Raw genomic sequence first — 24,997 nt, forward strand, 5'->3', positions numbered from 1 at the left:
CTGGGTAATGGAACCAGCGGAGCGCTTGCCGAAACCGGATCACGCTCGCTCGTATTTGAGCATCGGGTTGCCGAAACCTTGCGGGCTCGATCCGATGTTCAGGCCAACAAGAGGTTGGCCAAGGCGGTCGTCCCCCGCCTTTGAACGATGTCAGGCGGCGACCTGCTCGGCGATCTTCTTGGCGATCTGCTTCTTCAACAGACGCGCACGCTGCGACAATTCCTTGACGTCGGCCTTGGCCAGGAAGGCATCGAGACCGCCGCGATGTTCGACCGAACGCAGCGCGTTGGCCGAAATGCGCAGGCGCACATTCTGGTTCAGCGCTTCCGAAATCAGCGTCACGTTGACGAGATTCGGCAGGAAGCGACGCTTGGTCTTGTTGTTGGCGTGGCTCACATTGTTGCCGGACATGACTGCCTTGGCAGTGAGTTCGCAGGTGCGGGACATGATTCTAACCTTCAGTTCTCGGGTCTGCCAAACATTCAAGCCCGCGCCGGGTGGCGCGCGGTTCTGGTCAGGCGGCCTTATGGAAAAGTTGGCGTTCCATAGTTGCATTTCGCCGAGGCGTCAAGCTCCGGCTTGCCCACGGATGCGCCCGGCATTTCATATTAAGGCCGGAATTCATCCTATAAGCGGTCTCATAGGGACATGCCAGACCGGAGCTGCCCGCCTCCGGCCGAAATCAAGGACCCGATCCCGTCATGCTTCGTTCGTCTCTTGCCCTTGCTGCCCTGCTTGCGATTGCCTTGCCATCCGCCGCGTCCGCTGCCTCGCCACAGTCGTTCAAGGGAGAATACACGGTCTCGTTCCTCGGCCTTTCGATAGCAAAATCAACGTTTTCCAGCCGCTATGAGAACGGCGCCTACGCGATCGAAGGCAGCGTCACTGCCGCGGGTCTGGCCAAGCTGTTCGACGACACGCGCGGCACGATCTCGTCGAAAGGCACGATTTCTGGCAAGAAGATGGTGCCGCAGGCGTTCCGTGCCGATTACACCTCTGGCAAGAAGGCATCGACGGTCGATATCCGCTTTGCAGATGGCGCGGTCACCTCGACGCAGGTCGTTCCGGCGCCGGGCAAGCGCGACCCCAAGAGCTGGGTGCCGATCGGTGCCGGCGATTTGGTCTCGGTGCTCGATCCGATGGCCGCGACGGTGATCCATGCCGACAGTCTCGACCAGGTCTGCGGCCGCACGGTGAAGTTCTATGACGGCGAGATGCGTGCCGATCTGTCACTAACCTACGCTTCGAAGGGGACGATCTCGGTGCCGGGTTACAAGGGCGACACCATCACCTGCCGAATGGGTTTCGAGCCGGTGGCGGGCTATCGCAAGGGCCGCAAGGCGCTGAATTATCTTAAGAACCGCAGCCGCATGATGGTGACGTTTGCACCGCTCGGCCAAACCGGCGTATATGCGCCGATCCGCGCCACGGTGGGCACGCAGATCGGCACCTTGACCATCAGCGCCAGGCGTTTCGAGGCAGTACAGTAGGGCAGGCGCCATACGCGCGCCACTGGAGACGGAATGGGGCGCGCAACACTGATTGGCTTTTCGGCGGTCGCCATGTGGGCGTTGCTGGCGCTGCTCACCGATGGGTCGGGCCAGGTGCCGCCGTTCCTGCTTTCGGCGATCACCTTCTCGATCGGCACCGGGGTCGGGCTCATCGCGCGGCTGTTCATGCCGGCGCCCGACAAGAGCCAGAAAATACCGCTGCAGGTCTGGCTGATCGGCATTGCCGGCCTGTTCGGTTACCACTTCTTCTACTTCACCGCGCTGCGCAATGCACCGGCGGTGGAAGCGAGCCTGATCGCCTATCTGTGGCCGTTGCTGATCGTGCTTGGTTCGGCGCTGATGCCGGGCGAGCGCCTGGCATGGAACCACGTCGTCGGCGCGCTGCTCGGCCTTGCCGGCACCATGCTGATCGTCACCAAGGGCGCCGGCATCGCCTTCGACGCCCGCTATGCTTACGGCTATGCCATGGCCGCCGTTTGCGCTGTGATGTGGTCGTCCTATTCGCTGTTGTCGCGGCGCTTCCCGTCGGTGCCGACCAGCATCGTCACCTGGTTCTGCGCCGCGACCGCGGTGCTGTCGCTCGCCTGCCATTTGACCCTGGAACAAACGGTTTTGCCTGACGGCGCCGGGCAGTGGCTGGCCGTGGTCGGCCTTGGCCTGATGCCGGTCGGCGCTGCCTTCTATGCCTGGGACATCGGCGTGAAGCGCGGCAACATCCAGGTGCTGGGTGCTGCAAGCTATGCCGCGCCACTGCTGTCGACGTTGGTGCTGATCGCAGCCGGCGCCGCCGAGCCGTCACTGCGCATTCTTGCCGCCTGCGTGCTCATCACCGGCGGCGCGGCTCTGGCGGCAAAGTCACTGTTTCTGCGCAAGCCCGCCGTGACCGAGAGTGGAGCGCGGGCATCCGCAAGCGGAGCCCGGGCATCCGAAGGCGGAGCCCGGGCATGACGATGCCGTTTGCCGGCGGCATCGACGCCAATGCCAACGCGACGCTGATCTTTTCGCTGGCTGCTGCGGTGATCTATGCCTTCACGCTCGGGATGCCGCCGACACTCGCCCGCTCGGCGGCAAAGACGCTTGCCGTGGCGATGCTTGCCGTGCTGGCGGCGCTGCAAGGCGGCCCGTTGCTGCTGGTCGCAGCCCTTGCGCTCAGCGCTGTTGGCGACGCCTTTCTGTCGCGCGACGGCGAAAAGGCGTTTCTCGGCGGGCTCGCCAGTTTTCTTGTCGCCCACATTGTCTATGCCGTGCTGTTCCTGCGCAGCGGCGGCGGCTTGGAGTTGCTGGGCGCCGAATCGTGGCGTGGGGCGATCGCGCTGGCCATGCTGGTGTTTGCGATCGTCATGCTGGCGGCGCTGTGGCGGCGCGTCGGCCCCGGCCTTCGTGTCCCTATCACCGTCTATGTCGCTGCGATCCTCGCGATGGGTGTCTCGGCCCTGACGACAAGCAGCGTCTGGATCGTCGGCGGCGCCGTGTTGTTCATGGCATCGGACGGGATGCTCGCCACGGAGAAATTCCTGGTGGCCGCCATCTCGCCGCACCGCAGCTGGATGCGCTTTGCTGTCTGGTTACTCTACTACGCGGCCCAGCTCGCGATCACGCTAGGCTTCCTGCTAAATTAGGGTTCTTATTGAGTTAGGATTGTTTCGGTTGCCAGCCCGGCTCGGCCAGCTCAAACGCCGCAAACTCAAAGCCCGGTGCGACGGTGCAGCCGACCAGCGTCCATTCGCCCAGGCTGCGCGCCGATTGCCACCAGCCTGCGGGGACGACGATCTGCGGCCGCTCACCGGCTGCGAGATCGATGCCAAGCACCTGCTCGATAACGGCGCTGCCTTGTTCCCACATCGACAGCGCCAGCGGGGCCCCGGCATGAAAATGCCAGACCTCGGCGGCGTCCTTGACCCGGTGCCAGGCAGACACCTGATGCCGTTCCAGCAGGAAATAGATCGCGGTCGAATGGCCGCGCGCGCCGCCGGCGTCATCGCGAAAGGTCTCGGCGTACCAGCCGCCTTCCGGGTGCGGCTTCAGGCCGAGCGTCGCGATGATTTCGGCGGAGCTGGTCATGGCTTCGACGATATCACCGGACTCTAGAAATTGTCCTTGCGCTTGCGGATTTCGGCAAAGACCTCGGCGTCCGAAGCTTTCTCCAGTCCAAGATGCTTGCGGATAGAAGGATCGTGCCAGCGCAGGAAGGGATTGGTCGACAGCTCCTCGCCGATCGTCGTCGGCAGCGTGGGCTTGTCGGCGGCGCGCAACGCCTCGATCTTGGCAGCGCGTTCTCTCAGCGCCGAGTTGGTCGGATCGACGGTCAGCGCGAAACGGGCGTTGGAGAGCGTGTATTCGTGGCCGCAATAGATGACCGTTTCAGCCGGAAGTGCCGCCAGCTTCTTCAGCGAATCGTACATGACCGGCGGCTTGCATTCGAACAGCCGTCCGCACCCCAGCGCAAACAGCGTGTCGGCGGTGAACGCCACTTTCGATCCAGGCAAATAGTAGGAGACGTGGCCGGCAGTGTGGCCGGGCGTGGCGATCACCTCGATCTTTTCATCGCCAAGATGGAGAACCGAGCCGTCTTCGACCGTTTCGTCGATGCCGGGGATCTTGGCCTTTTCCGCTTCCGGGCCGACGATGCGCAGCTTGAAGCGCTCCTTCAGCGCCAAATTGGCCTCGACATGGTCGACATGATGATGCGTGGTCAGGATCATTGTCGGCGTCCAGCCGGTACGTTTGAGCGCGGCCAGGATGGGCGCTTCCTCGGGCGCATCGATGATCGCGGTTTGGCCGCTTTTGGGGTCGTGCACCAGAACGCCGAAATTGTCGCTGCGGCACATGAACTGTTCGATTTCGACCGCCATCGCATCTCTCCATTGTCGCCGCAGACATAGGGCGCTAGCGCGCCGCTGTCATCCCGGTTATCGAGGCATTTATTGAAACCCGACGATATCACGGCTACATCCCTGCCATGCATTCCGACATCGTCGATCTTCGCTCCTTCTATTCGACAACACTCGGCCAGTTCGCCGAGCGTTCGATCACCATGGCGTTGTCGTCGATATGGGCAACCGTGCCCAACGAGCGGCTGGTCGGTCTCGGCTACACCTTGCCTTGGCTGGAGCGCTTCGGCACCGATGCCGAGCGGGTCTTCGCCTTCATGCCGGCAACGCAGGGCGCCGTAGTCTGGCCGGCGACGGGGCCGACGGCGACGGCGCTGGTCTTCGACGAGGAACTGCCGCTGGTCGATTCCTGCATCGACCGCATGCTGCTCGTCCATTCGCTCGAACATGTCGAGAACCCGCGTGAGACGCTGAACGAGATCTGGCGTGTGCTGTCGCCGGCGGGCCGGGTGGTCATCGTCGTCCCGAACCGGCGCGGCGTCTGGGCGCGCTTCGAGCACACGCCGTTCGGCAATGGCCGGCCTTTTTCGCGTGGACAGCTCACCGAATTGCTGCGCGAGGCGAATTTCACGCCCGCGTCCTGGTCCGATGCGTTGTTCTTCCCGCCATCGCGGCGGCGCTTCATGATGCAGTTCCACAATGTGCTTGAACGCGCCGGCCGGCGGCTGTGGCCGATCTTTTCCGGGGTCATCGTCGTCGAGGCGCAGAAGCGGCTCTATCAAGGCGTGCCGGTCGCCCAGCGCGCCTCGCGCCGCGTCTTCGTGCCCGTGCTGTCGCCGCATGGCGCCACCCGGCTTGGCCGTCGCAACGAGGTCGGGGATACCAAGTCATCGGTTGCGCGGGTGACGGCTTCGTGATCGGGGCAAGAGTGCCTGGCGTCGGTTCCCTGCCTATCTGTCGCAAGTGGAGTGACAGCGCACCTGGCAGTCCATTTGGACGACGGATGCCTGCAAGTCTCTCCAACCGGTTTCGGCACTGAACGCAAGGACCTCGGACATGGCTGATCAACCGGACTATGCCGCCATCGTCCAGCCGGTTGTGGTGGCGGTCGAAGCCAGCAGCCTGAGCGATCAGGTGGCGTCGATCAGGAGGGCGCTGGCGGGATCGCCGGTTCGCAAATGGTTGCTCTGGACAGCGGTCGGCATGATGGCCGTGATCATCGCAACGTCGATCGGCCAGGTTCTGCTCAACCGCTGGAATCAGCCTTTCTACGACGCGCTCGCGCGGCGCGACATGGCGGCCTTCCTGCACCAGCTTCTCGTCTTTGCGGCAATAGCCGGTGGACTTCTGGTGCTCAATATCGGCCAGACCTGGCTCAACCAGATGATCCGGCTGAAGCTGCGCGAGGCGCTGACGCTGGATCTGATCGACCAGTGGACGCGGCCCGCGCGCGCCTTCCGGCTGGCCAATGCCGGTGCCATCGGCGTCAATCCCGACCAGCGCATGCAGCAGGATGCGGCGCACCTCTCGGACCTGTCGACCGACCTCGGTGTCGGGCTGCTGCAGTCATGCATCCTGCTCGTGTCCTTCGTCGGCGTGCTGTGGGAGCTGTCCTCAGGCTTCGTGTTCCACATCGGCGGAACCGCACTGGCCATACCGGGCTACATGGTCTGGGCCGCCATTCTTTATGCCGGCACCGCCTCCTGGCTGAGCTGGCTGGTTGGACGCCCGCTCATCAGCCTGAACAGCGACCGCTACACACGTGAAGCCGAGCTGCGCTCCTCGATGGTGCGCGTCAACGAAAATGTCGATGCCATTGCGTTGTACCATGGCGAGCCCGATGCCAGGCGGCGGCTCGAACTCGATCTCGGCACGGTGCTAGGCGCCATGCGGCGCATCTACAGCGCACAGATCAATCTAGCCTGGGTGACCGACTCTTATGGCTGGATCACCGTCGTCGCGCCAATCCTGGTCGCCTCGCCGGTGTACTTCGCAGGTGATATCAGTTTTGGCGGATTGATGATGGCGGTCGGGGCCTTCAACCAGGTCCATTCGTCGCTGCGCTGGTTCATCAACAACATCGGCAGCATCGCCGATTGGCGCGCCACGCTGATGCGCGTCGCCGATTTCCGCATCGCTCTCGACGAAATCGATGTGCTCCACGACACGGAAAGGCGCATCGAGTTCGGCGACAACGCCAATGGCAACCTGACTTTCGAGAAGCTCGAAGTGGCCTCGCCGGAGGGCTGCACGAGGCTCGCGGACCAGCATGTCGAAATCCGTCCCGGCGAGCGCGTCATGGTCATCGGCGAGGCGGGCGCCGGCAAGACGCTGTTCTTTCGTGCCATTGCCGGCCTGTGGCCATGGGGAAGCGGGCGGATCGGCCTGCCGGCGGCAGAAACCCTCATATTCGTGCCGCGCGTCCCTTATTTCCCGACCGGCACGTTGCGCGAGGTGCTTGATCACCCGAACGGACCCGCGCCGGCGAGTGACGCCGACATTTCGAAGGTGCTTGCAGAGGTCGGTCTTGAACGGCTGTCGTCGTCGCTCGACCGCGCCGGGCGATGGGACCACGAGCTGGGCGATGACGAACAGCGCTCGCTGGCCTTCGCCAGACTCGTCTTGCGGCAGCCGAAATGGGTGATCATCGATGAAGCACTGGATGCATTTGACGGCCCGTCGCTACGGCGAGTGCTGGCCATGCTCGAGAAGCGTTTGCCTGGGACTGCGATCCTCAACATAGGGCGCGGCCTGCACAACAATCAGTTCTTTCCGCGCGCGTTGACGATCGTCAAGGATACCGGCGCTCCCGCTCTGAAGCCCGCCCGCGTCAGGGCCGGCGCCATCGAACCGCCGCCAGTCGCTGCCCGCCGCAAGGCATAGACCGATGTTCATGTTCAGAGCGGTTCATCGTTTCACGGAAACGCCGATCCGCTCCAATCGTTTGTTTTGACGCAAATCCCAGGGGGAAGGCGCTATGCGCTTTTCCTGGGAAGGCCGTCCGATGCTTTTCCCAGAATTCCTCCGCGCAAAGCTTTATTCTGCCGTGATCGCGCCGCAAGCTTGTCCAGAGGAACAACCCTGGCGACGGCCATGCTTGATGCTTTGCGCCTGCTTGCCTGTCTTGCCTGCGCCCAGGCCGCCGCCTCGCCGCCGGATGCGCCGGCCGTCGACGTCGAGTTGGTGCTTGCAGTCGACATATCGCTGTCGATGGACGAAAAGGAGTTCGCCCTGCAGCGCGCCGGTTATGTCGAGGCGTTGCGACATCCTGACTTTATCAAGGCTGTTCGCGCCGGCGCCACCGGCCGGATCGCGCTCACCTATTTCGAATGGGCCGGCACGGTGCGTGACGACGCGGTCATCGGCTGGCAGATCATCGACAGCGCGGAGAGCGCCAACCTCTTTGCCGACAAGGTTGCGGCCCGCCCGTTCCGCAGCTTCCGCGGCACCTCGATTTCCGGTGCGCTGGCCTTCGGCACCGAGCTTTTCGATCACACTTCTTTCAAGGGCGAACGGAGCGTCATCGATATTTCCGGTGACGGTCCGAACAATATCGGGCCGCCGGTCACCGCCACGCGCGATGCGGCGACCGCAAAGGGCATCGTCGTCAATGGATTGCCAATCCTGATCAGTCCATCACCCACCTTCAGTCATCTCGACCAGTATTACGCGCAGTGCGTGAGCGGCGGGCCCGGTTCCTTTGTGCTGCCGATTTATGCGGCCGCCGAATTTTCGACGGCCATCCGGCGCAAGCTGATCCTCGAAGTAAGCGGCAATCAGGACGAGGCGAGAATCATGCCCGTCGACGTGGCGACGCCGATAGACTGTCTGCAGGGCGAACGGGATAGGCGGTTCTTGTCCGATCCGTATTTTCCGGAACTCGACCGGTGAGCCTTACTGGAACTTGTCGTGCATGTCGTAGTCTAGAACCGGTGGACACTTTTAGGCGACATGCAATTAGGCCGGTCGGGCGCCAAACTTGTCGCGGAACTCGTTGTAGAGATCGCGGCGCCAGCGCCGGCCGTGAATATAGCCGTGCATCAGTTCCGGCAGCGTGTAGCCGAGCGATTTCGACGAGCGATTGGCCATGTAGCCCTCAAATGCTTGAGGTATCCGGCCCCTGAGAATATCGGCGATAATCTGCCGCGAGATCATGTATGGCGGAATATGCGGGTAGGCGTCGGCAATATGCGGATGTTTGCCCATCAGGTTCGCATAGGCTTCGACATAGCCGTCACGGCGGCCTGAAATGGAGTTTTCCGAGTTGTATTTCGTCCAGTCGATGTCTTCGGACAACCGAGCGCCATGACGGCGCGCTAGCCGCAGCAGCAATTCCCGGTCCTGCATCCGGGTGATGTCGCTGTCATAACCGCCAATGCCCAGCAAGGCCTCGCGGCGAGCGGTTATCGCGGAGCCGGCGATGAAGATCGTCTGTGCGACCAGCGTCCGTTCCAGCATCGTCGGGCTCACGAACGCATCGCGATTGACGCAATTGGTGGCGCGATTGCCCTTCAGGGACACAAAAGAGCTGATCAATACCTGAAGTGCGGAATTGTCGTCGAAGCGGGCCAGGGTTCGTTCAAGCCGGTGCGGCAGGTAAACGTCGTCCGAATCGAGGAATGTCACCACGGGCGCCCGGGCCCGCTCGATGCCGGCATTCCTGGCGGCATTGGCGCCTCGCCATTTCGCACCGACATAAATCAGCCGCGGGTCTTGAATGCGGGCAAGTGCCGCCTCGGTTCCGTCGGTCGAGCCATCGTCAACGACAATATGCTCGAGCCTTGGCATGCTTTGGGAAAGCACGCTTTCCACGGCGCGCAACACCGTTTCGCGCCGGTTGTGGGTCGGCGTGATGACGGTAACGAGAGGTGTTGGATCCATGATCCCGGCCATGTCGTGTCAGCTGTTTCCTGCGCAGAGCTGCGCGTCTATCCAGGACTTTTCAATTCTTGGAACGGTCGAATGGATCGAACTTCCTTTCCGCGACATCCCGTAGTGGATCCGACGCTACAAAAAGCAGCTGCCCGTGTCATCCACTTTACCGATACTCGAGCCGCGCAAGCCAACGAATTCCGGTTATTAGCGCTCCATTTGCAACAGCATCGTCGAACAGAGCATATGCGAATCACCACGGAAGCGGCCTGCCGCAGCGGACAGCATATATTCCATTACCTCGAACGTAATCGTTTTATGCTCGGCGTTCGGTCAGATTGCCCTTGCGAGGCCGGCAACTCGGCTTCGTTGACAAGGGAGTACAGTCATGACCGCCTACGCCGTTGCCCATATGCGCCAGGCCACGATGGGCCCGCAGATCGTCGAATATCTGCAGAAGATCGATGCCACGCTGGAACCTTTCGGCGGTCATTTTCTGGTTCATGGCGGCGATCTGGAAGTGATCGAGAACGACTGGCCTGGCCACCTGATCATCATCGAATTTCCCGACAGGCAGCATGTGCATGGCTGGTACAACTCGCCCGCCTACCGGGCAATACTCGCACTACGCACGGATAATTCGGAGGCCGATGTGGTGCTCGCCGACGGGGTCGAGCATCCGCATAAGGCGACGGATGTTCTGGAATAGTTGACTGGTCCCAAATCAATGCAACGTTGGGGGCACGGCTCAAGATGCGATAAATCGGCTAACTGTGCCCGATATAGTCGGGCACGATCTCGATTTCGTCGCGAACTATGCCGGCAGCGAAGCTAAACTGGCCCCAGAATGCCAAGCTATAAAAGACCTGACCGACAATCAGGGAGAACGGAATTTGCCAAAGCGGCATCCCTGTCTCCCGAGCATGGCCCACAATGCGTCGTGTTGTGCGCCACGACATGGTGAACCAACGGCTGAAAGACTTGGCTACCCGTCGCATGCGACTAGGCGAATTGAGGGCCACGAACTTTCGGTCGGCGTCGCGGCCTGTAACCAGGGCCCGCCAGTAAAAGAAACGCCAGCCCCGCGGTGAGTAGTGGTAGACGCGTGCGTTGACATTATGAATTTTGTGGCCTTCACGCAGCAGTTGGCGCATCAGCAACGTGCAGGAAACCTTGAAGCCATTATGGTTCGGGAAAGGATGACTGACGATCCATTCACGCCGAAACCCTACGTTGTTTGCGTTCATCGCCCGCTTCGACGCGAACCGACTGTCTCCATGGGCCATCGGAAAAAACCAGATCAAGGCAAACGTTCTTGAAAAAAAATCATCGTGCGAAAGATATGTGTATCCATTTACACAAATAATTTTGGGGTCTTTGAATGGCTCGAGCAAACCCGTCAGCCAGCCTGGTTCCGGCACGACGTCGGAATCGATCAAGATGACGATATTTCCGTCAGCTGCCAGCATGCCCTTGTTCTTCAGGTCGTAGTATCGGCCTCCGGGGAAAGCTGTGAAGACCAGGTTGGAGACTTGACCCAACTGCGGTGCTTCAGCCGCGATTTTATGATGCAGCGCATCTGTTTCCGACTCTGCCGCGCCGTGAGAGATAACAACCGTCGGTCGCGCCAGGCCGCTCGCGGAAACTGCGGCGATTTCCCGCGCCAAAGCCTTCAGTCCAACGCCGATCTCGTCCCAGTCAATGGACTTGGCGTTTTCCATTTCCATGACGAGCGAGTATGTTGCGCGTTCTTCAACCATCCCGGCCCCAAATATCTATCGATAACCAGGGGGAATATAGTCGCCTCGTCGCGATGTAAAGGCAATCCGTGCTGATCAACCGGCAGCGTTTTCGCCATTGTCCGGCACAATCTGCGTATTGTCTTTGCGGTAAAATTGGGACTTCACGCCGCTTCTTAAAGAAGCCCCCGAATTCGATGACTGATGGTCTGGAATTTTGAGAGGGCAGAGTACTGCGACAGAAAGCGCTCCCTCCATTCCATATTGATTGTGTCTCTTTGAACCTCAAGGCTGGAATTGAGGGCCGACGCAGGTCCAAAAGTGATGTGGGTGCCGGCCAGATGCGCAATTTTCTCAAGGCAGGTCTGTGGGTTTGCCAAGACTTCCTCATACGTCAATGGCAGGAAGGGCAGTCCGTTCTTTGCAAGCCAGACATCCCACGCGAGATTTTCCAGTCCGATTTTCTTAAGCGATTCTGCGATGGCTGGGCCGTCGTAGCGTGGTGAATTCTGGCCTTTCTCGGTAGAGCGGAATCGTCCCGTTTGACGGGCGCGTGTCCAAGAGATCGCCTGGCCAAGAAGATCGCGGCGGGTCAAGCGGACGTAGCGCAGCGCTGGAAGGCTGGCCGGGAGGTCCACAGTCTTGGACACTTGCGAAAACTGGCTTGCAAATATTTTGACTGCGTAAATCCCCGAGGGGGTGCGTCCGTCCTTCAGTGCCCGTAAAACCTGAGCACGGGGATCTCGCGGATAATTGGGCAGTTCCAGAACGCGGCGGCCGCCGAACCACTCGAGAGGTTTGCCAAGTCCCGCACCTGCCATCAACTCGGCGAGATAGTTGCTGCCGCTCCGAGGTGACGTGCAGATCAGAATCCCGGCCTTTATCCCAGCCAGAACGTCCGGTGGAGTTTCAACGGGCAGAGGGCCTCTTCGAAAAAGATGCATGGCTAACACAGTTACCGCTTCAGCAAGAACACCGCCTGCTGGCCGAAGAAATTCCAGAACCACCACGGCATCGACAGACCTATCTTCTGGCCGTTGGCGTCGAGTGCCGTCGCCTTTTCCACTGTCGCACCGAGTTCGTCGCACAGATTGACGAAGTCGCGGATGGTGCAGAAATGGATATTGGGCGTGTCGTACCAGGAATAGGGCAGGTCCTTTGTCACCGGCATGCGACCCTGGATGAACAGCGACAGGCGCACCCGCCAATGGCCGAAATTGGGAAAGGATACGATGGCGCGGTTGCCGATCCTGAGCAGTTCGTCGAGCACCAGCTTCGGGTTGCGGGTGGCCTGCAGCGTCTGCGACAGGACGACGAAGTCAAAGCCCTTGTCGGGATAGAATTCGAGATCCTTGTCGGCATCGCCCTGGATGACCGAGAGGCCGCGCGCCACGCATTCGTTGACGCCGCGCTGCGACAGCTCCAACCCACGGCCGTCGACCTGCTTGGTGTCCTGCAGCAATTCGAGCAGCGAGCCGTCGCCCGAACCGACATCGAGCACGCGGGACTGCGGCGGGATGAGATTGGCGACGACCTCGAGGTCGACGCGCTGGTCGCGATTGACACTCATGATGCCGCCTCCTGCGTGGAGCATGATCCTGGACAGACCAGTCCGCAACTTTCCAGGGTCATGCGCTGAGCCCTCTCGCCCGGGCCGCCGAGCCGATGAAGCCGTTGATGGCGGCAAACAGTTCCGGCTCGTCCAGCAGGAAGGCATCGTGGCCGCGATCGGTCTCTATCTCGACGAAGGACACCGAGGCGCCGGCGGCGTTCAGCGCATGCACGATCGAGCGGCTCTCCTCGGTCGGAAACAGCCAGTCCGACGTGAAGGACACCAGGCAGAAGCGGGTTTTGGTACCGGCAAAAGCGTCGGCCAACCGGCCGCCATGGTCGGCTGCGAGGTCGAAATAGTCCATCGACCGGGTCATGTAGAGGTAGGAATTGGCGTCGAAGCGATCGACGAAGGTCATGCCCTGGTGGCGCAGATAGCTCTCGATCTGAAAGTCGGCGTCGAAGCCGAAGGTCAGCGCTTCGCGATCCTGCAGATTGCGGCCGAATTTCCGGTGCAGCGCGGCCTCCGACAGATAGGTGATGTGGGCGGCCATGCGCGCCACCGCCAAGCCTTTTTCCGGGCGTTTGCCGTGCTCGAAATATTTGCCGCCATGCCAGTCCGGATCGGCCATGACAGCTTGCCGGCCGACCTCGTGGAATGCGATGTTCTGCGAAGAATGGCGCGCGCCTGTGGCGATCGGCAGCGCCGAGAAGACGCGCTCCGGATAGCTCGACGCCCATTCCAGCACCTGCATGCCACCCATCGAGCCGCCGAGCACGCAGAACAGCTTTTCGATGCCGAAATGGTCGATCAGCATCTGCTGCGCGCGCACCATGTCACGGATGGTGATGATCGGCAGGTCGAGCCCATAGGGCTTGCCGGTGGCGGGATTGGTCGAGGCCGGGCCTGTGGAACCAAGACAACCACCGATGACGTTCGAGCAGATGACGAAGAAGCGGCTGGTGTCGATGATCTTGCCGGGGCCGATCAGCACTTCCCACCAACCCGGCTTGCCGGTCACCGGATTGGTGCTGGCGACGTGCTGGTCGCCGGTCAGGGCATGGCAGACGAGGATCGCGTTGGAGCGGGCGTCGTTCAGCGTGCCATAGGTCTGGTAGGCGATCTGGAACGGCGACAGCAGCGTGCCGGCGTCGAGCTTGAGCGGCTTGTCAGGCCCAAAACGCAAAACCGGGCTCGACGGCTGGTCGGCCTCGTTGTTGGTTTTGCGAGCACGCAGAGCGGCCATTGCATCCATCTCACACCTTGATCCCTGCACCGTGCTTTTCGAAAATCGACGCCGATGCGGTGTCCGGCCGGCGCGGGCAATAAAAAACCGGCATTGCAGTCGCAAAGCCGGTTACAGGATGCAAACGGCCCTTTAGCAAGTTGTTTAACGTGGCTGCAAGCCGACCGGCCAAATCACCACGGTAGTTCGTACCCCTTCTAGGGCTGCGGCAGGCCGGCGTCAACGGCCAGCCATTGTCCGGAGGCGGTCACCTCTCGACATTGCGGGCCACGGCTTGTATTTCCGCTGCGGCTTCCCTGAGGAAGCGTTCTCGACGGATTTTGCGACATGAGCCAGACACCGGACAAGGCACGTCCAATCCCGCGCGCGGGCATCATGGACATCGACGCCTATGTGCCGGGCAAGAGCACGGCGCCTACCGGCGTCGCCAAGGTCTACAAGCTTTCGTCGAACGAGAACCCGCTCGGTCCCTCGCCAAAAGCGATCGAAGCCGCGCGCGAGATTGCCGGAAAGCTCGACGTCTATCCCGACGGCACCGCCAGGCGGCTGCGCGAAGCGATCGCCGAAGTGCACGGTCTCAACCCGGCCAACATCATCTGCTCGAACGGTTCCGACGAGATCCTCGGCCTGCTGGCGCAGACTTATCTGTCGCCCGGCGACGAGGCTGTCATCACCGAACACGCCTTCATGGTCTACAAGATCTACATCCAGTCGGCGGGTGCCGTTCCGGTGACGATCAAGGAAAAAGAGGAGCGCGCCGACATCGACGCCATCCTGGCCGCCATCACGCCACGCACCAAAATCGTGTTCCTTGCCAATCCCAACAACCCGACCGGCACCTATGTGCCGTTCCAGGAGGTGCGCCGGCTGCATTCCGGTTTGCCAAGGCACGTGCTTCTGGTGCTCGACGCGGCCTATGCAGAATATGTCCGCCGCAACGATTACGAAGCCGGCATCGAGCTGGTCGGCAGCGCCGAGAATGTGGTGATGACCCGTACTTTCTCGAAGATCGGCCTTGGTGGGGCGCGGATCGGCTGGACGTACGCGCCGATGCACATCGTCGACGCGATCAACCGCGTGCGTGGCCCCTTCAACGTCAATGCAACGGCGATCGAGGCCGGCATCGCGGCGATCCGCGACCGCGCCCATGTCGAGCGCAGCGTCGCGCACAACGAGACCTGGCTGGCATGGTTGAGCGAGGAGTTCACCAAGCTTGGGCTGCGGGTGACGCCGAGCGTCGGCAATTTCGTCCTTGTGCATTTTCCCGAGGACAACAAGCATTCCGCAGCTGCGGCGGACGAGTATCTAACCGCGCGCGGCTATATATTGCGGCGGGTTTCCGGCTACGGCTTTCCCAACGCGCTGCGCATGACCGTCGGCACCGAAGAGGCCAATCGCGGCGTTGTCGCCGCACTCACGACATTCCTGAAAAGCTAGAACACCATGACATCACCGATGTTTGAAAAGATCGCGCTGGTCGGCATCGGCCTGATCGGCTCGTCGCTGGCCCGCGTCATCCGCCGCGAGGGGCTGGCTGGCCGCGTAGCCATCTCGACCCGCAGTGCCGCGACGCTGGCGCGAGCGAAAGAACTTGGGCTGGGTGATTCCTACACCACCGATGCGAGCGAAGCGGTCAGGGATGCCGATCTGGTCATCGTCTCGGTGCCGGTCGGCTCGTCCGGCGCGATCGCCGAGGAAATTGCGTCTTCATTGAAGTCGGGCGCGATCCTCACCGATGTCGGCTCGACCAAGGCATCTGTCATCGCGCAGATGCAGCCTTATGTGCCAGCCGGCGTCCACTTTATTCCCGGTCATCCGCTGGCGGGCACAGAGAAATCCGGCCCCGATGCCGGGTTTGCCGACCTATTCGACAATCGCTGGTGTATCTTCACGCCGCTGCCCGATACTGACCCGGACGCGCTGGAACGGCTGTCGGAATTCTGGCGCCGCTGCGGCGCCAACATCGACACGATGGATCCTCAGCATCACGACATGACGCTGGCCATCGTCTCGCATTTGCCGCACATCATCGCCTACAATATCGTTGGCACCGCCGATGATCTGCAGTCGGTAACCAAGTCCGAGGTGATCAAGTATTCAGCTTCGGGCTTCCGCGACTTCACCCGCCTTGCCGCTTCCGACCCGACCATGTGGCGGGACGTGTGCCTGCACAACAAGGATGCAATCCTCGAAATGCTGGCGCGGTTCTCGGAAGACCTGGCGTCGTTGCAACGCGCGATTCGCTGGGGTGACGGCGAAAAACTCTTCGACCTGTTCACCCGCACCCGGGCCGTGCGCCGCTCGATCATCGAGGCCGGCCAGGACATCGACGTGCCCGATTTTGGCCGCCAGGCGGTCGAACACCCGGCCAAGACTTAAATTTGTTTCAGGCCGGCCAGCTCGCCGCAACCATCGCCAGCGTCTCGGCTCTATTCGGTGCCCCAAGCCTGCCGCCGAAGCGCAGGCATTTGAGCGCGGCGGCCGCACTGGCAAAGCGCAAAGCATGCTCGACGGGCATGGCTTCCGCCAGGCCGACGGCGAAGGCGCCGTGAAAGACGTCGCCGGCGGCCAATGTGTCGACCGCTTTGATTCTCGGCGCCGCGACATGACGCACACAGCCTGCGGAACGGTCGTGCCACCAACTCCCCGCCGCGCCGCCAGTCACCGCGACAAAGGCGTCGGTGTGGCTGGCGAGATCGGCGCAAGCCGTTTCCGGGTCGAGCGCCTGGCCGCAGACAATGCGCGCCGCCGGCTCCGAAGCGACGATATGCGTGGCGAGCGGCAACAGCTGTTCCAGGACCTCCAGCGGCGCGGTGTCGGCATCGAGGATCGCCGGCCGGCCGACGGCGCGCGCTGCGTTGAGGGCAAGTGCTGCCGCGCCCGGCCAGCGGACATCGACCAAAACGGCGTCGAATGCCATGAGGTCGGCGACCGGCAAGGCTTCGGGATCGGCTTGGGCACGCCCGTCATAGAACGGCACGATGATGCGCTCACCATGCGCATCGACCAGGATCGAGGCCAGCGCCGAGCGAGCGCCCCCGACGCGGCGGACATAGGCGCAATCGACACCTTCGGCTTCGATCGCGGCAACGAGATGGTCGCCGACGGGATCGTCACCCGCACTAGCCCACAGCGACACCTCGGCGCCCAAGCGGTGCGCGGCGCAGGCAGCACTGGTGGCCATGCCCGAGGCGATCTGGACGCCGTCGGAGGCGATGAACTTGCCTTGATGCAGCGGCAGTGTCTCGACACGCAGGATGGTGTCCAGCGTCAGCGCGCCGACGCTAAGAAGTTTTGCCGGTCTGTTCATACAGGGACGCTTAATCGAGTGGCTTGATCTTGCCCAGCGGGATGAAGCCGAGCGAGGCCTTGCCCTTGACCACCGTCAGCAGCATCGATGGCTCGTTGCCGAGCACCGTCAGGGCAGAAAAGCCCTGCTCGATCTGGCTTTTCTGCTCGGGTATGGCGGCGCCGAGGATGGCGGCCACCGCCTTCGGGTCCTTCAGCCTGATCATCAGATCGGCGTTGACCAGGCCCTCGGCATCGACCGAAAGCGGTCCTGAAACGGTGATGCGCGCCGTGCCCGACGACAGGTCGAGGTTGCGGATTTCGATCGCCTGGCCGCGCAGGCTTTTCACCTGCGTGCCGATCAGTGCAATGCCGTTCTTCAGCGTCGCGTCGCCGCTGGCATCGAGCGCCGGCAGCACGCGCCCGCCGATCGCGCCGGGATCGATCTCGAGATCGCCGAAACTGCCGAGATAGTCGATGTCCGCCCCATTCGGCTGCAGTTGGCCAGCCGCCTTGCCGGCGCTGAACAATTGCACCGGATCGGTATCGTCGGCCGGATCGGTCTGCCCGGACAGGCCCTCCGCCTCCAGAGCAATCCGCTGCGGTAGTGGCCACCACAATTTGACGTTGGCCTGCAGGTTGTCCCAGTCGATCCACAGCGGCGCCATGCCTGGCACGGAAGTCCTGAGCGGGCCGCGCAGATTGGCAACCGGTGACAGAGGCTGGATGATCTGGGCGGCTGCGTTGAAACTGCCGGCCGAAGCGGCGACGTTGCTGGCATCGTCCTCGTAAGCCAAATTGTCGCAGGAGACCGTAAAGCTCAGGGGATAGCCGCTGACCTGGAGGTTGGCACAGCCGGCTTCGACGCCAGTTTTGTTCAGCGTGGCAACCGCCTTGTCGGCCTCGCTCCTCACCCGGTCAGCCAGATAGAACCAGCCGCCGCTGTAGATGGCAAACAGCACCACGACGAAGGCGGCAAGCCAGATCAGGCGGCGAAGGTTACTCGGCTGGCGTTCGTCACTTGACGTCATGCTTTGGCTCTCGTTAACGCATGGGTGTTGCGGACGGACAGTCGATCCCGCCGACAATAGGTAGACAGAGACGAATAGGTAGACGGGACAGGCTAAAAGAACTCCGGTCCCGGTACGGTGTTGGCATTCTTTGCAATCAGGCGCGGCGATATGGGCGATTTTTGGGTGTTTGGCTATGGTTCGTTGATCTGGCGGCCGGGTTTCGCCCATGTCGAGACACAGCGCGCGCGCCTGCATGGGTATCGCCGGTCGCTCTGCGTCTATTCCTTCGTGCATCGCGGCACGCGTGAACGGCCGGGGCTGGTGCTCGGCCTCGACCGTGGCGGCTCCTGCGTCGGCCTGGCGTTCCGTGTTCCCGGCGACTTGCGCGACGAGGTCATCACCTATCTGCGCGACCGCGAGCTGGTCACCAATGTCTATCTCGAGCGCTTGCTCAAGATTCGTCTCGACGGGGGCCGGACTGTCGAGGCGGTGGCCTATATCGTCGACCGCCAGCACGTGCAGTATGCCGGCGCGCTCGACGCGGCGGAGGCGGCGGCCATGGTGCGTGGCGCGGTCGGCCAGTCCGGCGTCAACGAGGATTATGTGCTCAGCACACTGGAGCATCTCGAGGCGCTAGGCATTCGCGACCATTGGCTGGAGGAAGTCGCCAGGCGGGTCGCGCCTTTGTGAAGCTGGCTCTGCTGAAAAAGGCGGCCAGGCCTTTGACCTCGATCGGCCAAGACCTAGCTTAGGCTCCGAACCTCAGCCCGCGGGCAGCATTCGCCCGCCCAATCATTCCGGAGATACGCCTTGCAGAAACGCCGTCTCGGTCGTACCGATCTTTCCATCGCACCGCTGGTTCTGGGCGGCAATGTCTTCGGCTGGACCGCCGACGAGAAAACCTCGTTCGACCTGCTCGACCGCTTCATCGGCGCCGGCCTCAACGCCGTCGATACGGCGGATGCTTATTCGCGCTGGGTGCCCGGCCACAAGGGCGGAGAGTCGGAAACCATTATCGGCAAGTGGATGAAGGACCGCGGCAATCGTGACAAGGTCATCGTGGTCACCAAGGTCGGTTCGGATATGGGACAGGGCCATAAGGACCTGTCCGCCGCATACATCGAAAAGGCCGTCGACGCATCGCTGAAGCGGCTGCAGACCGACACCATCGATCTCTATCTGTCGCACTGGCCGGATCCGACGACGCCCTACGAGGAAACCCTTGGCGCCTATGAGAAGCTGCTCGCCAAGGGCAAGATCCGCTATGCCGGCTGCTCGAACCTCGACGCCGCCCAGTTGCGCGCCGCACTCGATGTGGCGAGCCTGCGCGGCCTGCCGCGTTACGAAGTGCTGCAGCCGGAATACAATCTCTACGACCGCTCGTCCTTCGACGGCCCACTGCGTGATCTCTGCGTGGCCGAGGACATCGGCGTCATCACCTATTTCAGCCTTGCCAAGGGTTTTCTCAGCGGCAAATACCGCAGCGAGGCCGATCTTGGTCAGAGCCCGCGTGGCGGCGGTGTGAAGGACTATCTCAACGCGCGCGGATATCGCATCCTTGCGGCACTGGATGCGGTCTCGGCCAGGCATTCGGCCAAGCAAGCGGAAGTCGCGCTTGCCTGGGTGATCGCGCGGCCCGGTGTGACCGCGCCGATCGCCAGCGCCACCAAGCCCGACCAGATGGACAGCTTGATCAAGGCGGCGTCGCTGAAATTGAGCGCCGACGATATGGCCGAACTCGACAAGGCGAGCGGCTGAAGCTTTCGGCGACCGCTCCTCGCACGAACGTCCAAGACGACCCTGTTGTCTTGCCATAGCCTTCTTTGCACGGGGGCAAGGCAGAGGTGCAGATGACGGAGCCGCTTCTTTCGCAGCTGGACCTTTGGCGTCAGCTGGTCGCGCTGGTGCTTGCCGCCACGATCGTCATGGGCAGCCCAGGGCCGGCAACGATAAGCGTCACCGCCGTCGGGGCCGCCTTCGGCCTGCGCCACTCGCTGCGCTATGCCTGGGGGATCATCCTGGGCACGATCGCCGTGCTTTTGGTTGTCGCGGCCGGGGTCATGTCGGTGCTCACGTCGATGCCGGAGGTGGCGCCGTTGCTGGCTGTCGGGTCGTCGGCCTACATTCTCTATCTAGCCTTCAAGATTGCCACGGCACCCCCCTTGGCGGCACGCGCCGCCGAGGCTTCGCGTCCAACATGGCTGGCTGGGTTCCTTCTCGCGGTCGCCAATCCAAAGGCCTATGTGGCGATCGCCGCCGTGTTCGCCTGGGCTTCGTCGAAACAGGGCGTCGCTGAGCTCGGTCCATGGCTGAGGCTGACGGTTCTCGCCCTGATGATCGTCGCCATCCATGCCGTGTGGCTCGTCGCGGGAGCAGCGTTCGCGCGCTTCCTGCGCCAGCCGGCGGCATCGCGGATTATCAATCTGGTCTTTGCCGCGACGCTGGTGTTGACCACTGCGCTGGCCGTATTCGGCTGAGAACTGCAGGCCGGAGACTTCGGCTCAGGCTTTGGTTTTTGCGGCGTGATCCAGCTCTTGCAGCCTTTTCACCGCTGTCGGTGGCAAGGCAGGTGGGTTCGGGCCGCGCGCCGCCTCGATCAGGAACTGGTCGCAGGCGGCCTCGGTCTCCCCGATCAGCCGGGCCATGAATTCGTCCTTGCTCAGTCCCGGTGGAATCGGTGGCAGGAAGCGTGCCCTGATCGTGCCGGGGTAGCGCAGGAATTTCCGGCGCGGCCAATAAAGGCCGGCGACATGGGCAACCGGCACCACCGGAACACCAAGCTGCGCGTAGATTTCGACGATGCCGTATTTGTAGGCCGGCTCGTCGCCCGGCGCCCGGCGCGTGCCCTCGGGATAGATAATGAGCTGGCGGGGGTTGCGCGCCATCTCCTCCTTGGTCGCGGCGACCACGGCCTTTAGCGCCTTCGAGCGGCTGCCGCGGTTAACCGGGATCATGCGCATCTTCATGATGTACCAGCCGAAGAACGGGATCCAGGTCAGCTCTCGTTTCAAGATGTAGAGCGGGTCCTGGAGGAAGGGAAAGAAGGCGATCGTGTCCCAGAACGACTGGTGCTTGGGTGCCAGGATGAACGAGCCTGCTGGCAGGTTTTCCTGGCCGGTGATGTCGCTCTTCGTTCCAGCGATCCTGTCGAAGAGCCACATCGAGGTGCGCGACCAGAATTTCGGCACGAACCAGGCGCGGTGACGGGGCGACAGGAAATAATAGGGGGTCCAGAGGATCATCTGGACGATCAGGTTGACGTAGAAGACGAAATTGAACGTCAGTGATCTGGCATAGAGCATGGGGGAGGCCCGGTGAGGAGGTGAGCGTTGGTTACACCAAGCGCGGGGAAAAAGGAAACAAGGCGATGCGGCTCATTCACCACGCCGCCTGCGCCAGGCGTTCCCGCAGGCGAGGAGCGGCGAAGTCGAGGAAGGCGCGCAGTTTCACCGGCAGCCGACCCTGGCCGGCGTGTACGAGATTTACCGGCCACGGCTGCGGTTCGAAGTCCTGGAGAACCGCTCTGAGGGCTCCTGACCGCACAGCGGCTACGATCTGGTAGGAAAGTACCCGTGTTATCCCGATGCCGGCAATCGCAGCGTCGATCGCGGCCTCAGCGGTGTTGACGCGGAGCCTTGAGCGAACCTGGATTGGAAGGTCGGTCTTCTCCACCGAAAAGGTCCAGGTGGCGAGGGAACTGAGACCCTCAAAGGTAATGCAGCTGTGCGTCTCAATATCTCTGGGGGTTTTCGGCGTGCCGCGTTCAGACAAATAGGCGGGGCTTGCGCAGACAACACGACGGATGGAGCCAAGCCCTGTGGCAACCATGCGCGAGTCCGGCAGCCGGCCAATGCGGATTGCGAGATCGATATGCTCCTCGGCCAAATGGCTTATCGCGTCGCCGAGCGTCAGGCGAATGTCCACTTGCGGGTAGGCGGCGAGAAACGCGGTGACGACTGGCAGCACGTGAAGGCGGCCGAAGACGATCGGCGCGGTGATGATCAATTCGCCCGTCGGGGCGCTGTACTCGCCGCCGGCGACCCGCTCGGCCTCGCCGACCTCGTCGAGAATGCGGCGGCATGCGGCGAGGTAGGCGTCGCCCGCATAGGTCAGCGTCAGCCGCCGCGTCGACCGGTTCAGCAGGCGTGTCTGAAGATGACGCTCTAGGTCGGAGACCTTGCGGCTGACCGTGGCAAGTGGCACGCCCGAACGGCGCGCGGCAGCGGACAAACTGCCAGCCTCGACCGTGGCAACGAAAAGGGACATGGCTTCGAGGCGGTCCATTGTTTATTCCAGAAATTGGAAGGATAGATTGCAATTATGGCATCTACATCTGCAATGTGAAAGGATGCATATAAGACGGGCACCTCAAAAGGAAATCGTCATGCCCCGCATCGTTACCCTGTCATCCATTGCCGCCGCTCCAACAGCCGCGCAACCCATGCTGCACGCTGTCGAGAAGCAGCTCGGTGTCGTGCCGAACCTGTTTAGGATGGTTGCAAACAGCCCGGCCGCGCTGGAAGGCTACCTCGGCATGTCGGGGGCGCTTGCCAGGGGCCGCCTGCCGGCGCCAACGCGCGAACGTATCGCGCTCGCGGTCGCCGAGGTCAATGGTTGCAGCTACTGTCTTTCCGCCCACACCTACCTCGGCAAGAACCTCGCAAGGCTCGACGACGCCGAAATGATTGCCAACCGCCACGGCGGTTCCACCGATCCCAAGGCGGGCGCGGCTGTCCGTTTCGCCGCCAAGGTCGCCCACAGCCGCGGCCATGTCGGCGACGAGGACCTCGCAGCCGTCAGGCTGGCAGGCTATGACGATGGTGAGATCATTGAGATCGTCCAGCACGTCGCCCTGAACGTCTGGACCAACTATATCAATGAGGTTGCCCGGACCGAGATCGATTTTCCGGTTGTTTCTGCCCGCGATGCTGCCTGACTCCGGAAAGGCCAGGCGGTGTCCGCCGGTCTCCGCCACGCACGCCGCAGAGGAATGTCATGTCTGAGAGCCGACCACCGCTTCCACCGTTCACAGCCGAGACCGCCGCACAGAAGGCGCGCACGGCCGAGGACGCCTGGAACTCGCGCGATCCGGCACGGGTCGCGCTCGCCTACACAATGGACAGTCGCTGGCGTAACCGGACCGAATTCCTGCAAGGGCGCGATGCCATCCAGGCGTTCCTGACGCGCAAATGGAGCCGCGAGCTTGACTATAGGCTGATCAAGGAGGTCTGGGCCTTCCACGCCAACCGGATCGCGGTGCGCTTCGCCTATGAGTGGCATGACGACAGCGGTTCATGGTTCCGCAGCTACGGCAACGAGAACTGGGAATTCGACGAACACGGGCTGATGGGCCTGCGCATCGCCAGCATCAACGACCTGCCGATCGGCGAGGCTGACCGCAAATATCACTGGCCGCTCGGTCGGCGGCCGGATGACCACGCAACACTGTCGGAACTCGGGCTTTAGAGCAATTCCAGGAGGCTTTCGATGAACGCGCATGCTTTCACCAGCGACGTCGCCTTCACGCCGACGATCAAGGCGATCCAGGCCCGCAAGGGCTCACGCCAATCCTATGCCCGCGTCGAGCAGCGTGGCGGCTGGCAAGCTGCCATCACCCCCGACCTTGCCGCCTTCATCGAGATGCAGACCAGCGTCTTCCTGGCGACGGCCAATGGCGATGGCCAGCCCTACATCCAGCACCGCGGCGGGCCGGCCGGCTTCCTCAAGGTGCTGGATGAACACACGATCGGCTTTGCGGATTTTGCCGGCAACCGGCAGTTCATCACGCAGGGCAATCTGGCCGACAATCCGCAGGCCTTCCTGTTCCTGGTCGACTATATGCATCGGCAACGCATCAAGCTCTGGGGCACGGCGCGCGTTGTCGAGAACGATGCCGAACTGCTGGCGAAACTGATGCCGCAAGATTACAAGGCACGTCCCGAGCAGGTCATCCTGTTCACGATCACGGCCTGGGATGCCAATTGCCCGCAGCATATCCCGCAGCGTTTCGAGGCGGCCGACGTGGCAGCGGCACTCGGTGAACGGGACAGGCGCATCGAGCGTCTTGAACAGGAGGTCGCACGGCTCAAGGAGGTGTCGGGCGCGGCTGCCAGGGCCGCCAGGGCAGGCGCGGCCGCCGGGGAATAATGGTTCAGCCGCCGGCTGCGGTTTCGGCCAGCGCGATGCCGTTGGGCGTCGGCTTGACCGGGACGATGCCACGCGCCAGCGCCAGCAAATATTTGCTGTACTCGGTGAACAGCACGCGCAACGCCCGCGGCTTGGTCAGCCAGCCGCCATTGTCGAGGTTGGAATTGACCACCGGATAGGGCTCAAGCTTGGCGCCATGCAGCAGCCGGCCCATTTCCAGCAGACTGCGCGGCATATGATAATTGTTGGTGACGAGGATCACTGTGCCATAGGCATGGCTCTCGACCCATTTGGCGCTTTCCTCGGCATTGCCGATCGTATCGAGCGCGGCACGGTCGATGTCGACGCAGCAGGAGAACAGCCTGACGTCGCCACCGGTCGCCGCCTGCAACTGGCGACGGCTGGCGGAAGGATGCACACCGCTGATCAGCAGCCGCTCGCCCTTGCCTGACGCCAGCAGGTCCATGGCCGCATCGAGGCGGGATTGGCCGCCGGTCAGGACGATGATTGCATCAGCCTTGGCTGGATTGGCAGGCGTCGTCAGGTGGCTGACCTTGTTCGCGAACCAGCCGAAGCCGCCGGCAAACAATGTCACGAGGACGAGCAAGGAGAGAGCGGATATACGCAACGCAGCCCTTAGACGGCTCATCGTGCGGCGGTCATGCGAACGGGCAACCACCACTGGCATCTGTCCAGCCGTACCGGTCGTATCCCGCGCGTCCATCGCCATATGGTTAATCCTGAAATGCGGACTTGGGTAGGTAAAAGACGCACTTTGCGTTACGCGAATTCTCCATC

At 62.4% G+C, this 24,997-nt stretch carries 28 protein-coding genes and 1 riboswitch; of the genes, 15 read left to right on the plus strand and 13 right to left on the minus strand.

What is annotated here, in order from left to right; genetic code table 11:
• Positions 1 to 150: 150 nt before the first annotated feature.
• Positions 151 to 447: a 50S ribosomal protein L28 gene (gene rpmB / locus NKH57_RS08000; protein WP_023757258.1), complete on the minus strand. Its 297-nt coding sequence runs from the start codon at positions 445 to 447 to the stop codon at positions 151 to 153.
• Between the two features lie 254 nt (positions 448 to 701).
• Here rpmB and NKH57_RS08005 point away from each other — a divergent pair, with 254 nt between their 5' ends.
• From NKH57_RS08005 to NKH57_RS08015, 3 genes are read left to right on the plus strand one after another with little or no spacing between them, the layout of a single operon-like run.
• Positions 702 to 1,490 (plus strand): DUF3108 domain-containing protein, encoded by a 789-nt coding sequence (locus NKH57_RS08005; RefSeq protein WP_352943303.1) that lies wholly within the window; start codon positions 702 to 704, stop codon positions 1,488 to 1,490.
• A gap of 33 nt (positions 1,491 to 1,523) precedes the next feature.
• Positions 1,524 to 2,459, plus strand: a complete 936-nt coding sequence (gene yddG, locus NKH57_RS08010; protein WP_352943306.1) for an aromatic amino acid exporter YddG — start codon at positions 1,524 to 1,526, stop codon at positions 2,457 to 2,459.
• Entirely contained in the window at positions 2,456 to 3,130 is a 675-nt protein-coding gene (locus NKH57_RS08015; RefSeq protein ID WP_352943308.1) for a lysoplasmalogenase, read from the plus strand. The genes yddG and NKH57_RS08015 overlap by 4 nt, the downstream gene beginning before the upstream one ends.
• A gap of 13 nt (positions 3,131 to 3,143) precedes the next feature.
• On the opposite strand, the gene NKH57_RS08020 is transcribed toward NKH57_RS08015, so the two are convergent.
• Together NKH57_RS08020 and gloB are read right to left on the minus strand one after the other, a co-directional pair.
• Positions 3,144 to 3,572, minus strand: coding sequence for a cupin domain-containing protein (locus NKH57_RS08020; RefSeq protein ID WP_352832765.1), 429 nt, complete (start codon positions 3,570 to 3,572; stop codon positions 3,144 to 3,146).
• A gap of 23 nt (positions 3,573 to 3,595) precedes the next feature.
• Positions 3,596 to 4,363: a hydroxyacylglutathione hydrolase gene (gene gloB / locus NKH57_RS08025; protein WP_352943311.1), complete on the minus strand. Its 768-nt coding sequence runs from the start codon at positions 4,361 to 4,363 to the stop codon at positions 3,596 to 3,598.
• A 107-nt stretch (positions 4,364 to 4,470) separates the two neighbouring features.
• Between gloB and NKH57_RS08030 the strand changes: the two genes are divergently transcribed.
• The 3 genes from NKH57_RS08030 to NKH57_RS08040 all read left to right on the plus strand — a co-directional run bounded on the left by NKH57_RS08030 (position 4,471) and on the right by NKH57_RS08040 (position 8,233).
• A complete protein-coding gene (locus NKH57_RS08030) occupies positions 4,471 to 5,259 on the plus strand; it encodes a class I SAM-dependent methyltransferase (RefSeq protein ID WP_352943313.1) in 789 nt (262 codons plus the stop codon).
• Positions 5,260 to 5,398: 139 nt separating this feature from the next.
• Complete coding sequence (locus NKH57_RS08035; protein ID WP_352943316.1) at positions 5,399 to 7,225, plus strand: ABC transporter ATP-binding protein/permease; 1,827 nt, start codon at positions 5,399 to 5,401, stop codon at positions 7,223 to 7,225.
• 210 nt (positions 7,226 to 7,435) lie between these two features.
• A complete protein-coding gene (locus tag NKH57_RS08040; RefSeq protein WP_023757250.1) occupies positions 7,436 to 8,233 on the plus strand; it encodes a DUF1194 domain-containing protein in 798 nt (265 codons plus the stop codon).
• Between the two features lie 66 nt (positions 8,234 to 8,299).
• Here the strand turns inward: NKH57_RS08040 and NKH57_RS08045 are convergent, their stop codons facing one another.
• Positions 8,300 to 9,235: a glycosyltransferase family 2 protein gene (locus tag NKH57_RS08045; protein WP_352604317.1), complete on the minus strand. Its 936-nt coding sequence runs from the start codon at positions 9,233 to 9,235 to the stop codon at positions 8,300 to 8,302.
• 367 nt (positions 9,236 to 9,602) lie between these two features.
• Here NKH57_RS08045 and NKH57_RS08050 point away from each other — a divergent pair, with 367 nt between their 5' ends.
• Positions 9,603 to 9,923 carry a DUF1330 domain-containing protein gene (locus NKH57_RS08050; protein WP_352727877.1) on the plus strand — a complete coding sequence of 107 codons (321 nt, stop codon included), beginning with the start codon at positions 9,603 to 9,605 and terminating at the stop codon, positions 9,921 to 9,923.
• 58 nt (positions 9,924 to 9,981) lie between these two features.
• Here the strand turns inward: NKH57_RS08050 and NKH57_RS08055 are convergent, their stop codons facing one another.
• The 4 genes from NKH57_RS08055 to metX all read right to left on the minus strand — a co-directional run bounded on the left by NKH57_RS08055 (position 9,982) and on the right by metX (position 13,751).
• Complete coding sequence (locus tag NKH57_RS08055) at positions 9,982 to 10,974, minus strand: glycosyltransferase family 2 protein (protein WP_352727878.1); 993 nt, start codon at positions 10,972 to 10,974, stop codon at positions 9,982 to 9,984.
• Between the two features lie 155 nt (positions 10,975 to 11,129).
• Positions 11,130 to 11,960 (minus strand): Stf0 family sulfotransferase, encoded by an 831-nt coding sequence (locus NKH57_RS08060; RefSeq protein ID WP_352943320.1) that lies wholly within the window; start codon positions 11,958 to 11,960, stop codon positions 11,130 to 11,132.
• Positions 11,909 to 12,523, minus strand: a complete 615-nt coding sequence (gene metW / locus NKH57_RS08065; protein WP_023757246.1) for a methionine biosynthesis protein MetW — start codon at positions 12,521 to 12,523, stop codon at positions 11,909 to 11,911. The genes NKH57_RS08060 and metW overlap by 52 nt, the downstream gene beginning before the upstream one ends.
• Before the next feature lie 58 nt (positions 12,524 to 12,581).
• Positions 12,582 to 13,751 carry a homoserine O-acetyltransferase MetX gene (gene metX / locus NKH57_RS08070; RefSeq protein WP_352604323.1) on the minus strand — a complete coding sequence of 390 codons (1,170 nt, stop codon included), beginning with the start codon at positions 13,749 to 13,751 and terminating at the stop codon, positions 12,582 to 12,584.
• Between the two features lie 112 nt (positions 13,752 to 13,863).
• A riboswitch (SAM riboswitch) is annotated at positions 13,864 to 13,941 on the minus strand.
• A gap of 137 nt (positions 13,942 to 14,078) precedes the next feature.
• Between metX and hisC the strand changes: the two genes are divergently transcribed.
• Both hisC and NKH57_RS08080 read left to right on the plus strand, forming a co-directional pair.
• On the plus strand, positions 14,079 to 15,188 hold the full coding sequence (hisC, locus tag NKH57_RS08075; protein WP_352943325.1) for a histidinol-phosphate transaminase: 1,110 nt from the start codon (positions 14,079 to 14,081) through the stop codon (positions 15,186 to 15,188).
• A 6-nt stretch (positions 15,189 to 15,194) separates the two neighbouring features.
• Positions 15,195 to 16,130, plus strand: coding sequence for a prephenate/arogenate dehydrogenase family protein (locus NKH57_RS08080; protein ID WP_352604327.1), 936 nt, complete (start codon positions 15,195 to 15,197; stop codon positions 16,128 to 16,130).
• A gap of 7 nt (positions 16,131 to 16,137) precedes the next feature.
• Here NKH57_RS08080 and NKH57_RS08085 read toward each other — a convergent pair whose 3' ends face one another.
• Together NKH57_RS08085 and NKH57_RS08090 are read right to left on the minus strand one after the other, a co-directional pair.
• Complete coding sequence (locus tag NKH57_RS08085) at positions 16,138 to 17,061, minus strand: sugar kinase (RefSeq protein WP_352943329.1); 924 nt, start codon at positions 17,059 to 17,061, stop codon at positions 16,138 to 16,140.
• Between the two features lie 10 nt (positions 17,062 to 17,071).
• Positions 17,072 to 18,070: a DUF2125 domain-containing protein gene (locus NKH57_RS08090; protein ID WP_352943332.1), complete on the minus strand. Its 999-nt coding sequence runs from the start codon at positions 18,068 to 18,070 to the stop codon at positions 17,072 to 17,074.
• Positions 18,071 to 18,220: 150 nt separating this feature from the next.
• On the opposite strand from NKH57_RS08090, the gene NKH57_RS08095 reads away from it, so the two are divergent.
• The 3 genes from NKH57_RS08095 to NKH57_RS08105 all read left to right on the plus strand — a co-directional run bounded on the left by NKH57_RS08095 (position 18,221) and on the right by NKH57_RS08105 (position 20,529).
• Positions 18,221 to 18,742, plus strand: coding sequence for a gamma-glutamylcyclotransferase (locus NKH57_RS08095; RefSeq protein WP_023757241.1), 522 nt, complete (start codon positions 18,221 to 18,223; stop codon positions 18,740 to 18,742).
• 120 nt (positions 18,743 to 18,862) lie between these two features.
• Positions 18,863 to 19,810 (plus strand): aldo/keto reductase, encoded by a 948-nt coding sequence (locus NKH57_RS08100; RefSeq protein ID WP_352943335.1) that lies wholly within the window; start codon positions 18,863 to 18,865, stop codon positions 19,808 to 19,810.
• A gap of 92 nt (positions 19,811 to 19,902) precedes the next feature.
• On the plus strand, positions 19,903 to 20,529 hold the full coding sequence (locus NKH57_RS08105; protein ID WP_352943338.1) for a LysE family translocator: 627 nt from the start codon (positions 19,903 to 19,905) through the stop codon (positions 20,527 to 20,529).
• A gap of 24 nt (positions 20,530 to 20,553) precedes the next feature.
• On the opposite strand, the gene NKH57_RS08110 is transcribed toward NKH57_RS08105, so the two are convergent.
• Positions 20,554 to 21,354 carry a lysophospholipid acyltransferase family protein gene (locus NKH57_RS08110; RefSeq protein WP_352943341.1) on the minus strand — a complete coding sequence of 267 codons (801 nt, stop codon included), beginning with the start codon at positions 21,352 to 21,354 and terminating at the stop codon, positions 20,554 to 20,556.
• A 76-nt stretch (positions 21,355 to 21,430) separates the two neighbouring features.
• On the minus strand, positions 21,431 to 22,336 hold the full coding sequence (locus NKH57_RS08115; RefSeq protein WP_352943344.1) for a LysR family transcriptional regulator: 906 nt from the start codon (positions 22,334 to 22,336) through the stop codon (positions 21,431 to 21,433).
• A gap of 100 nt (positions 22,337 to 22,436) precedes the next feature.
• On the opposite strand from NKH57_RS08115, the gene NKH57_RS08120 reads away from it, so the two are divergent.
• Genes NKH57_RS08120 through NKH57_RS08130 form a run of 3 tightly spaced genes read left to right on the plus strand, consistent with a single transcriptional unit; the run spans position 22,437 to position 24,199 of the window.
• Positions 22,437 to 22,988 carry a carboxymuconolactone decarboxylase family protein gene (locus tag NKH57_RS08120; RefSeq protein ID WP_023757238.1) on the plus strand — a complete coding sequence of 184 codons (552 nt, stop codon included), beginning with the start codon at positions 22,437 to 22,439 and terminating at the stop codon, positions 22,986 to 22,988.
• Between the two features lie 59 nt (positions 22,989 to 23,047).
• On the plus strand, positions 23,048 to 23,518 hold the full coding sequence (locus tag NKH57_RS08125; protein ID WP_352943347.1) for a nuclear transport factor 2 family protein: 471 nt from the start codon (positions 23,048 to 23,050) through the stop codon (positions 23,516 to 23,518).
• Positions 23,519 to 23,539: 21 nt separating this feature from the next.
• Positions 23,540 to 24,199 (plus strand): pyridoxamine 5'-phosphate oxidase family protein, encoded by a 660-nt coding sequence (locus NKH57_RS08130; protein ID WP_352943350.1) that lies wholly within the window; start codon positions 23,540 to 23,542, stop codon positions 24,197 to 24,199.
• A gap of 4 nt (positions 24,200 to 24,203) precedes the next feature.
• Here NKH57_RS08130 and NKH57_RS08135 read toward each other — a convergent pair whose 3' ends face one another.
• A complete protein-coding gene (locus tag NKH57_RS08135) occupies positions 24,204 to 24,929 on the minus strand; it encodes a YdcF family protein (protein WP_352943353.1) in 726 nt (241 codons plus the stop codon).
• Positions 24,930 to 24,997: the final 68 nt, after the last annotated feature.

The sequence above is a fragment of the Mesorhizobium sp. M1050 genome (genome assembly GCF_040318715.1).
Taxonomy (GTDB): domain Bacteria; phylum Pseudomonadota; class Alphaproteobacteria; order Rhizobiales; family Rhizobiaceae; genus Mesorhizobium.

Coding starts and splice junctions, on each gene's coding strand:
- NKH57_RS08015 (WP_352943308.1), top strand. CDS start 2,456: ATGACGATGCCGTTTGCCGGCGGCATCGACGCCAATGCCAACGCGACG.
- NKH57_RS08045 (WP_352604317.1), bottom strand. CDS start 9,235: ATGGCCGGGATCATGGATCCAACACCTCTCGTTACCGTCATCACGCCG.
- NKH57_RS08110 (WP_352943341.1), bottom strand. CDS start 21,354: ATGCTCTATGCCAGATCACTGACGTTCAATTTCGTCTTCTACGTCAAC.
- metX (WP_352604323.1), bottom strand. CDS start 13,751: ATGGCCGCTCTGCGTGCTCGCAAAACCAACAACGAGGCCGACCAGCCG.
- NKH57_RS08090 (WP_352943332.1), bottom strand. CDS start 18,070: ATGACGTCAAGTGACGAACGCCAGCCGAGTAACCTTCGCCGCCTGATC.
- NKH57_RS08135 (WP_352943353.1), bottom strand. CDS start 24,929: ATGGCGATGGACGCGCGGGATACGACCGGTACGGCTGGACAGATGCCA.
- gloB (WP_352943311.1), bottom strand. CDS start 4,363: ATGGCGGTCGAAATCGAACAGTTCATGTGCCGCAGCGACAATTTCGGC.
- yddG (WP_352943306.1), top strand. CDS start 1,524: ATGGGGCGCGCAACACTGATTGGCTTTTCGGCGGTCGCCATGTGGGCG.
- NKH57_RS08030 (WP_352943313.1), top strand. CDS start 4,471: ATGCATTCCGACATCGTCGATCTTCGCTCCTTCTATTCGACAACACTC.
- hisC (WP_352943325.1), top strand. CDS start 14,079: ATGAGCCAGACACCGGACAAGGCACGTCCAATCCCGCGCGCGGGCATC.
- NKH57_RS08035 (WP_352943316.1), top strand. CDS start 5,399: ATGGCTGATCAACCGGACTATGCCGCCATCGTCCAGCCGGTTGTGGTG.
- NKH57_RS08120 (WP_023757238.1), top strand. CDS start 22,437: ATGCCCCGCATCGTTACCCTGTCATCCATTGCCGCCGCTCCAACAGCC.
- NKH57_RS08125 (WP_352943347.1), top strand. CDS start 23,048: ATGTCTGAGAGCCGACCACCGCTTCCACCGTTCACAGCCGAGACCGCC.
- NKH57_RS08085 (WP_352943329.1), bottom strand. CDS start 17,061: ATGAACAGACCGGCAAAACTTCTTAGCGTCGGCGCGCTGACGCTGGAC.
- NKH57_RS08105 (WP_352943338.1), top strand. CDS start 19,903: ATGACGGAGCCGCTTCTTTCGCAGCTGGACCTTTGGCGTCAGCTGGTC.
- NKH57_RS08040 (WP_023757250.1), top strand. CDS start 7,436: ATGCTTGATGCTTTGCGCCTGCTTGCCTGTCTTGCCTGCGCCCAGGCC.
- NKH57_RS08020 (WP_352832765.1), bottom strand. CDS start 3,572: ATGACCAGCTCCGCCGAAATCATCGCGACGCTCGGCCTGAAGCCGCAC.
- NKH57_RS08005 (WP_352943303.1), top strand. CDS start 702: ATGCTTCGTTCGTCTCTTGCCCTTGCTGCCCTGCTTGCGATTGCCTTG.
- NKH57_RS08050 (WP_352727877.1), top strand. CDS start 9,603: ATGACCGCCTACGCCGTTGCCCATATGCGCCAGGCCACGATGGGCCCG.
- NKH57_RS08095 (WP_023757241.1), top strand. CDS start 18,221: ATGGGCGATTTTTGGGTGTTTGGCTATGGTTCGTTGATCTGGCGGCCG.
- NKH57_RS08055 (WP_352727878.1), bottom strand. CDS start 10,974: ATGGTTGAAGAACGCGCAACATACTCGCTCGTCATGGAAATGGAAAAC.
- metW (WP_023757246.1), bottom strand. CDS start 12,523: ATGAGTGTCAATCGCGACCAGCGCGTCGACCTCGAGGTCGTCGCCAAT.
- NKH57_RS08080 (WP_352604327.1), top strand. CDS start 15,195: ATGACATCACCGATGTTTGAAAAGATCGCGCTGGTCGGCATCGGCCTG.
- NKH57_RS08130 (WP_352943350.1), top strand. CDS start 23,540: ATGAACGCGCATGCTTTCACCAGCGACGTCGCCTTCACGCCGACGATC.
- rpmB (WP_023757258.1), bottom strand. CDS start 447: ATGTCCCGCACCTGCGAACTCACTGCCAAGGCAGTCATGTCCGGCAAC.
- NKH57_RS08115 (WP_352943344.1), bottom strand. CDS start 22,336: ATGGACCGCCTCGAAGCCATGTCCCTTTTCGTTGCCACGGTCGAGGCT.